The sequence below is a fragment of the Chloroflexota bacterium genome (assembly GCA_026710945.1).
In the GTDB taxonomy this organism is placed as follows: Bacteria; Chloroflexota; UBA11872; order VXOZ01; family VXOZ01; genus VXOZ01.
Genome location: JAPOQA010000006.1, coordinates 1 through 7955, shown reverse-complemented (window position 1 = coordinate 7955; position 7955 = coordinate 1). Strand labels below are relative to the sequence as shown.

Sequence of the window (7955 nt, the reverse complement as noted above, 5' to 3'; positions counted from 1 at the left end):
GGGCAAGAGCGCCGCGCTCGGGGGGGAGGGGGGGGGGGGGAGGGTAAAATGTGCCCCTTAGGTCTGGAGGTGCCCCGCAAAGAAAATTTACCCAAAAGCCCCCCCTTTGGGGGGTTGGGGGGGGGGGGAGACAAGCCCCCGCGCTACGCTCTTCCGGTGCATTTGGGGGAAGATACACCGCAACCAGCAATTCTTGGCATCTCGTTAGAGATGCAATACTACCGGGTCTAGCGCGTAGCCCCGCCGCGGCCAAACCGGTGTCTCTATGCCTGCTTCAGTCCCGGGTGGGACAGCAGCCGGCCTAAGGCACTCAGGAACGTGCGCACGTTTTCCGGTTGCGCCACGTAGCCCATCAGGCCGACGCGCCAGATCTGGCCCATCAGCGGGCCTAAGCCGCCCGCAATCTCGATGCCGTGTTCGGCGAGGAGGGCTTTGCGCACGTCCAGATCTTCCACGCCGTCGGGGATTCTGACGGTCGTCAGCATTGGCAGGCGGTGGCCGGCTGCCGCGACCAGCGAGAGGCCCATGCCTTCCAGACCGGCCTTCAGGGCATCTCCGCATTGCTGATGGCGCGCGAAGCGGTTTTCGATGCCTTCCTCGTCCATCAGGTCGAGAGCAGCTTTCAGGCCGTAGACCAGCGTACTGGAGCATGTGTGGTGGTAGAAGCCCTGCGCCGACCAGTACTGGTGCAGCGCCTCGACATCGTGGTACCACGTCGGCAGCGCCGCACTGCGCTCGGCCAGGCGCTCGCGGGCGCGGGCGCTGAACGTCAGCGGCGCGAGGCCCGAAATCGTGCCGACGCACTTCTGGCTGGCGCTGTAGGCGGCGTCCACACCCCACGCATCGACCTGGACCGGCAGACCGCCCAACGTGGTTACCGCGTCCATGAGCACCAGCGCACCGTGCGCGTGGGCGGCATCCGCGATCTCCTGAATTGGCTGGCGGACGCCCGTCGACGTTTCGCCATGCACGATGCCGACCACCTTGACCGCCGGGTGTGCTTGCAGAGCGTTCTTCACGTCGGCAGCGTCAATGGGCTCCCCCCACGGCGCGGTGACCTCCACTACCTCCGCGCCGAAGCGCTTGGCGAAGTCGGCCATGCGCGTGCCGAAGAAGCCGTTCACGCCCACGAGCATGGTATCGCCCGGCTCGATCAGATTTGCCAGGCACGACTCCATGCCGGAGAAACCGGTACCGGTGACGGCGAGTGTGAGTTCGTTCTCCGTGCCGAAGAGCCGCCGCAACTGCCCGGCCGTCTCCACGAGAAGCTCTTGGAATACCGGATCGAGGTGTCCCAGCACCGGCTGTTGCAACGCCGCCATGATCTGCGGATGCACGTTGGCCGGTCCCGGGCCGAGCAGCAGCCGCTGTGGGAGGGTTCGTTGCGCCATGTTTGCCATTGAGTTTCGTCCTTCCGCTTATTCAGACTGAGGCTGATTGCGATGGTCTGCACCTTTGCTATAGTATCCTAAATCCCTTTCTCTGCTCTTGGGGAATTTCGGGCGAACTATCCTGAAGTGCCCCAAAGCGGCGCAACCCCATTGAGCTCCCCTTACGCCTCTCCCTGCTAGGAGAACCTTGCATAACCCACGCCGGCGCGGGAAAGTCCCCTCTCCCGGCGGAGACCTTTGCATAGCCCCACGTTCAAGCAGGGCCACTCCCTCTCCTGGAGTGTACAGACTGGGGACATAGGTAACAGTTGTTCGGGGACATGGGTTACACATTTTACTGATTGACACCTACGAGTACTTTGGGTTGGTCCGGGATTGAAACGAGACTGGCGACACAGTGCACTCACTTTCAGCCTGTCAGCTTGTGCCAGAGAAACAAACTGTGTGCATAAGGATATTGCGTGGATCTAACTTTCAAGGCAAGGACATTGCATACTACGAAAACCCCCTCGTTCTATGGTGTTACCTATGTGCCCGAACATGTGTAACCCATGTATCCGGTCTATACAGGGAGAGGGGGTTAACACGTTTTTCCTCAAGGCCTAGTTACGCAGAGCTCTCCTCCGGGAGAAGGTACTTTCTCGGCTTGGCAAGGGTAATGCAAAGCTCTCCTCTCTCTTGAGAGAGGATCGGGCCGAGGGGATCCTTACTTCTCTCGATTCCACACTCCCAGGCAGCGGATACTCCGTCTCCCAGGCGGCGGTTTCTCCATCTCCCAGGCAGCGGCTGCTCCCACTTCCCAGGCTCCGAATACCCCCTCTCTTTGGGGAGAGAAACTGTCTTGGCTGTCAAGTGGTGACCGGTTGCCAGGGTGAGTTTGTGTGCAGCATGCGGTTCAGGATGGTGAGCAGCTTGCGCATGCAGGCTATCAAGGCCACCTTCTTCGGCTTGCCGGCGGCGCAGAGCCGCGCATAGAAACTCTGTATCACTGAGTTGCGCCGCGTTGCTACGAGCGTCGCCATGTAGAGGCAGGTGCGCACTGCCGCTCTGCCGCCCCAGACGCTGCGTTTGCCCCGGTAGCTGCCGCTGTCCCGGTTGTGGGGCGCTACCCCCACCAGCGCGGCTATCTGCTTGCGGTTCAGCCTCCCCAACTCCGGTAAGGCTGCCACCAACATGCTGGCAGTGACCGGATCTATCCCCGGCACACTGCGCAACAACGTGTCTCGCGCTCGCCACACCGGGTTGGCCTGGAGCAGTTGCGCCAGTTCCCGGTCCAATGCGACCAACTGCCGCTGCAGTCCGGCAATGTGCCCTTTCACCTGCCGGCGCACCAATGACGTTGTCTGTCCTACCCGATTGCGCTCCACCGTTAGCATCTCCACCACCTGCCGCCTGCGTGTCACCACCTCTCGCAACGCCTCTGCCTGCGCGTCCGGTAGCAGGCGCACCGCCGGCTGCAGCGCCTCCCCAAACCACGCCAATACCCCGGCATCAATCACGTCCGTCTTCGCTAGCCGTCCCGTCGCCCGCGCAAAGTCCCGCACCTGCCGCGGGTTCACCACCACTACCGGCAGCCCTGTCTTATCCAACCCCCTCACCACCGCGCGCTCCAGCCCGCCTGTCGCTTCTACCACGATCCTCTCCGGCGCCAGCACCGCTAACCGCTCTCGCAACGCCCGTATCCCCGTCCCATCGTTCCCTACCTGCCACACCTCACCGCCTGCCCCAATGCTCACGTCCAACCGGTCCCGTGAGACATCGATCCCCACGTACACCCCTGCCTGTGCCATGTCTACCCTCCTGCTATACTATGCGTGGTGCCCCCGGCAGTCCCAGCCTTACGCATTCGGACTTAACACTCCGAGTAACTGTTCGGGCTCTGGGGGAGCTCGGCAGGCGTGACGACCATTCTCTCCCACGGTCTCCTCTGACCCAGGGCCAGCCGGTCTGCCACGCCTGCCCCCATTTTATCTCCCTTTTCTAAGATATAAGGGCCGGGGTGAGGGGATCCTGTCCCTATTATTCTCCCTTGAAGACCGGTTCCCGCTTCTCAACGAAGGCCTGCAGCCCCTCTGCGGCGTCTGCCGAGCCGCGCACACGTTCGAACAAGAGGCTCGCCAGATTTACACGCTCTTCCAGACCCAGGTTTTGGCCCCGGACGGACGCTTCCTTCATGCCGCGGGTTGCCAGCGGAGCGTTCTGCGCGATGGTCTGCGCATACTCGTCGGCCGTTGCTGCGAGCGCATCCAGTGGCACGACCTTGTTGACGAGGTGCAGCCGGTGCGCTTCCTCCGCGCTGATGAATGCGCCGGTGAGCAAGAATTCCAGTGCATAATTCAGCGGGATACGATTGGCGAGCATGGAGGGGCCGCTGATTGAGCTAATGCCGCGTTTTGCTTGCGGCCAGCCAAACTGGGCGGTGTCGGCGGCGATTCTGATGTCGGACGCCAGCGCGATGCCGCCGCCTTGCGCCAGGCAAAAGCCGTTGATCGCGGCGATGATGGGTTTCCAGATGCGCGTCTGCATCACATAGAGGTCCTCGATTGACGTTCCCGGCGCCTCGTCGCCGGACGGCCCTCCCATCTCTTCCAGGTCATGTCCTACGGAGAACGCCCGGCCCGTGCCGGTGATTACTGCCACCCAGGCATCCCCCCGCGCCGCGAAGTCGGCGAATACCCGAAATAGCTCCTCCCGCATGGCGCGGTTGATGGCATTAAGCTTGTCGGGACGGTTCAGCGTGATCTTGGCGACTTTGTCGGTGACGTTGTATTCGATGAACGACATGGTTAGTCCTTTGCTGTGGATAATGTGTGCGGCCTGTCTACTGTGGCTCCGGTGACTATGTATAGGTTCTAAGCAACCTTGGCTTTGGGGAAGATCGACATGCAGCGAGCGCTCGCCGCAAGGCAAGCGCCGTGCTATGGCCGCTCTGCCCCAACGAGCGGCACGATGTCAGTGACATCCGCGGAGACCCGCGCCACGTCCAGGTCGTACATCCGCTGGAGATTCAACCAGAAGTCAGGCGTCATGTTAAGCGCCTTGCCGATACGTAGAGCAGTATCCGCCGTAATGGCGCGGCGACCATGCACAATTTGATTGATGCGTATTGGAGACACACCAATCGTCTTGGCCAATCGATACTGGCTTATGCCAAGCTCATCGAGCATCTCTGCCAAGTGTTCTCCGGGATGGATAGGGTCAATGTTCATTCAGTGCCGTCCTACTTCTAGTGATAGTCGATGGTTTCGATCTCCATCGCCCCTTGATCAGTCCAGCGGAAGCACCCCCGCCACTGGTTGTTGATGCGGATGCTGTGCTGACCCTGGCGGCTGCCACTTAACGTTTCTAGTCGGTGAGAAGGCGGGATACGCAGATCGGACACCGTTGTGGCTGCCAACACACGCTGCAGCCGCATTCTGGCACGCCGTTGAATCCCCGGTGGCAGACGGCGCACTCGCAGGCCGCGAAATACACGCTCAGTATTCGTATCGGCGAATCGCTTCACCGTTACATATTATCGCGACGCGATAATAGGCGTCAAGGGTATATCGCATGTACATTGCTACCGCTAGTGCGGATCCCGGCTTGAACCGGGGGCGGGACGCATAGTCAGCCAGTCTCGCAGGGCGAGAAGGGGCACGGCATGCCGTGCCTTTACGGTTTCGAAATCCAGTGAGTTGGGAGGAGTTTATCGCACCTCAAAACTAGCACTCTTCCGTCAATTCCGCAGTGGTTCGCCGGTCTTGAGGATGTGGGCGATGCGGTCTTGGGTCTTGGGTTCGCCGCAGAGGCTGACGAAGGCTTCGCGCTCCAGGTCGATGAAGTGCTCCTCAGTTGCCAACGTGCCCGCAGAGGCGTCGCCGCCGGTGAGGATGCAGGCGAGCTTTCGTGCAATAGCCAGGTCGTGGTCGCTGGCTTTGCCTGCGCGCGCGAGTTCTTCGATCGGCGCAAGCAATGCGTCGCGTTCGTCTACGCCGAGTGCGGGAAGTGTAACGGGTTCGGCACGTGAAGAGTCACCTTCTTCGGACAGCGCCAGCGCTTCCGCTTTGGCGCGAAAGAGCAGATGATCGGGATTTGCTTCGATCGTGTCGCTTGCACGGAGGTAGCCGATGGCTGCGGCGTCCGGCGCATGCTGTGAGACTTTCGCGAGGCGGATGGTAGCGAAGGTTCGCTGCACCGCCTGGGCCGGATCGGATGGACTCCCGCTTTCGCGGGAGTGACGGGACATTGTGCGATGCGCGCGGGAATCCCTGCCGTGGTTTCCGCGCATTGCGTTTTCGTCATTCCCGCGTACTGGTTGTCCGTCATCTCCGCGTGCAGTCCTTCCGTCATTCCCGCGAAAGCGGGAATCCATCTTCTCTTCATCCCCTTCCGCCAGCATCCGCAGCAGCAGTTCCTTGCAGCCGCCGCCGGCGGGCACCAGGCCCACTGCCGTCTCCACCAAGCCCACGTAGCTCTCCCGCGCCGCCACCACGCGCTGCGCCGCAAGACTGAGTTCCAGCCCGCCGCCAAGCGCGCGCCCATACAGGGCGGTCACAAAGGGTACGGGCATGCGCTTGAGCGCCAGCAGCGAGTATTGCAGCTTGTGGATGAAGCGCTCGATAACGTCCCATTGCTGCTCTTGGGCGGCCTGGAGAATCACCGCGAGGTTCGCGCCGACGCAGAAGTGCGGCTGCACGTGGCTGCTGAGCACGAGACCCCGAAACGCGGCCGGCACTTGCTCAGCGGCAATTTGAAGCATGTCGAGCACGTCCGCATCAATCGTCTGCTTCGGCCCATGCACGTCCAGAAAGGCGATGCCCTCGCCCAGGTCGCGGAGGGTCGCACCGGCGCGAGAAACGATCGGTTGGGTCTGCGCCTGCAGCCACGGCAGCGAGAGTGACTTTTCGCTGTCGCTGACATGCGCGTAACCGGACGCCGGTGTGGCCTGCTCTGTGCCCTTGTCGGTATAGCGGTAAAAGGGTTCGCTCTGCCGCGCCAGCGCGTCTACCCACGGCGGCACCGCCAGGCCGTCGCGCGCCATGCGGCGTGCCGTCTCGGCAATGCCCAGAGCTTCCCAGGTCTCAAAAGGTCCCAATTCCCAGGCGAAGCCCCAGCGCATAGCGTTATCGATGCTGGCGATTTCGTCGGCGACTTCGGGGATCTTGGCGGCGGCAAAGGCGAAGAGCCGCGAGAGAATGCGCCAAGCCAGCCGCCCGGCATCATCGTCGGCCTGGGCCAGAGCGGATATCCGGTCGCCGGTATCTTCTAGCTTTCGCACAGCACGGAGTGAAGGCGCATCCAACGAGCGCTGCGGACGGTACTCCAAGGTCTCCGGGTCGAGCACCAGGATCTCCCTGCCGCCGTCCGTCTCCTCGCGCTTATAGAAGCCTTGACCGCTCTTTGCGCCCAGCCAGCCGCGCGCAACCATCTCTCTAACGAAGGCGGGCACGGCGAACGCCTCTTTCTCCCACGCCTCCGGCACGGAGACCTGCAGCTTGTCGCAGATGTCTACGTAGACATCCAGGCCGATCAGGTCGAGGGTACGAAACGTGGCACTGCGGGGACGGCCCAGCGGCGGGCCGGTGACGGCGTCCACCTCGTCCGGACCAAGGCCCAAATCCTGCATTGCGCGCAGGGTCTCCGCGAAAACGTAGAGCCCGATGCGGTTGCCGACGAAGCCGGGCACGTCGTGGGCGCGCACGCAACCCTTGCCCAGCGTCTCGCTGCCGAGCCGTTGCACGGCTGCCGTAACCGCGGGATCAGTCTCGTCCGTGGGGATCAGTTCGAAGAGCCGCAGGTAGCGGGGTGGGTTGAAAAAGTGCGCGCCGAGAAATCTTTGTCTCACGTCCGGCGGCAGCACGTTGGCTATGGAGTGGATGGGAATGCTGGACGTATTGGTGCTGGCGATGGCGTCATCCCGCACGTGCGGGGCCAGCGCCGCCCAGAGTTGCTGCTTGATCGCAAGGTCTTCGAAGACCGCCTCAATAATCCAATCACATTCTACCAAGCGCGCCGCGTGGTCCTCCACGTTGCCGGGGCGGATACGGTCCAGGTCGCCGCGATTGAAAAGCGGCGACGGACGCATGGCGGCGAGTTTTTCCAGGGCCGCTTCCGCCCGCCGGTCGCGACCTTCTGCATCCGGCACGTCGAGCAATTCGCATTCAATGCCGAAACCGGCCAACAGCGCGGCAATCTGCGCGCCCATGGTACCCGCGCCGATGACGGCAGCGCGGCGGACGGTCCAACCGCCTTTCGCAAGACCCGAATTTGCCAAGACTATTCCCTTCCTGTGCTGTGCTAACGGTGTCGGCGTGAGAAGCTTCTAGTCCGCTATGGTGCTAATATCCCGCTGCAAAGAGCGGGGGACAAGCCCCCGCGCTACGGGAAAATGATCCGTCATTCCTGTAAGTGTTGAGTAAATCGTTGACAGAATCCGCTTTCCACTCTGAGGAGTTGACGGTGCATGTCATTCCGAGCGGAGCGAGGAATCTAGGGTCCCTGCTCAACGCACTTTAACGGCTTCAGTACACTAGATTCCTCTCTTCGCTGCGCTTCGTTCGGAATGACATGTATTCAGGCAAG

The 7955-nt window shown here is 62.0% G+C and carries 6 protein-coding genes; all 6 read right to left on the bottom strand.

Annotated features, from left to right (window positions below; translation table 11 throughout):
• Positions 1–263: 263 nt before the first annotated feature.
• The gene (locus OXE05_00910) at positions 264–1400 is read right to left on the bottom strand and encodes an alanine--glyoxylate aminotransferase family protein (GenBank protein ID MCY4435876.1); all 1137 of its coding nucleotides are present in this window, start codon (positions 1398–1400) and stop codon (positions 264–266) included.
• A gap of 839 nt (positions 1401–2239) precedes the next feature.
• Positions 2240–3181, bottom strand: a complete 942-nt coding sequence (locus OXE05_00905; protein MCY4435875.1) for an IS110 family transposase — start codon at positions 3179–3181, stop codon at positions 2240–2242.
• Positions 3182–3410: 229 nt separating this feature from the next.
• Positions 3411–4175, bottom strand: a complete 765-nt coding sequence (locus OXE05_00900; GenBank protein ID MCY4435874.1) for an enoyl-CoA hydratase-related protein — start codon at positions 4173–4175, stop codon at positions 3411–3413.
• A gap of 134 nt (positions 4176–4309) precedes the next feature.
• Entirely contained in the window at positions 4310–4600 is a 291-nt protein-coding gene (locus OXE05_00895) for a HigA family addiction module antitoxin (GenBank protein ID MCY4435873.1), read from the bottom strand.
• 17 nt (positions 4601–4617) lie between these two features.
• Positions 4618–4896: a type II toxin-antitoxin system RelE/ParE family toxin gene (locus OXE05_00890; protein ID MCY4435872.1), complete on the bottom strand. Its 279-nt coding sequence runs from the start codon at positions 4894–4896 to the stop codon at positions 4618–4620.
• 213 nt (positions 4897–5109) lie between these two features.
• Positions 5110–7647 (bottom strand): 3-hydroxyacyl-CoA dehydrogenase/enoyl-CoA hydratase family protein, encoded by a 2538-nt coding sequence (locus tag OXE05_00885; GenBank protein ID MCY4435871.1) that lies wholly within the window; start codon positions 7645–7647, stop codon positions 5110–5112.
• Positions 7648–7955 lie beyond the last annotated feature (308 nt).

Coding starts and splice junctions, on each gene's coding strand:
- OXE05_00910 (MCY4435876.1), bottom strand. CDS start 1,400: ATGGCAAACATGGCGCAACGAACCCTCCCACAGCGGCTGCTGCTCGGC.
- OXE05_00905 (MCY4435875.1), bottom strand. CDS start 3,181: ATGGCACAGGCAGGGGTGTACGTGGGGATCGATGTCTCACGGGACCGG.
- OXE05_00900 (MCY4435874.1), bottom strand. CDS start 4,175: ATGTCGTTCATCGAATACAACGTCACCGACAAAGTCGCCAAGATCACG.
- OXE05_00895 (MCY4435873.1), bottom strand. CDS start 4,600: ATGAACATTGACCCTATCCATCCCGGAGAACACTTGGCAGAGATGCTC.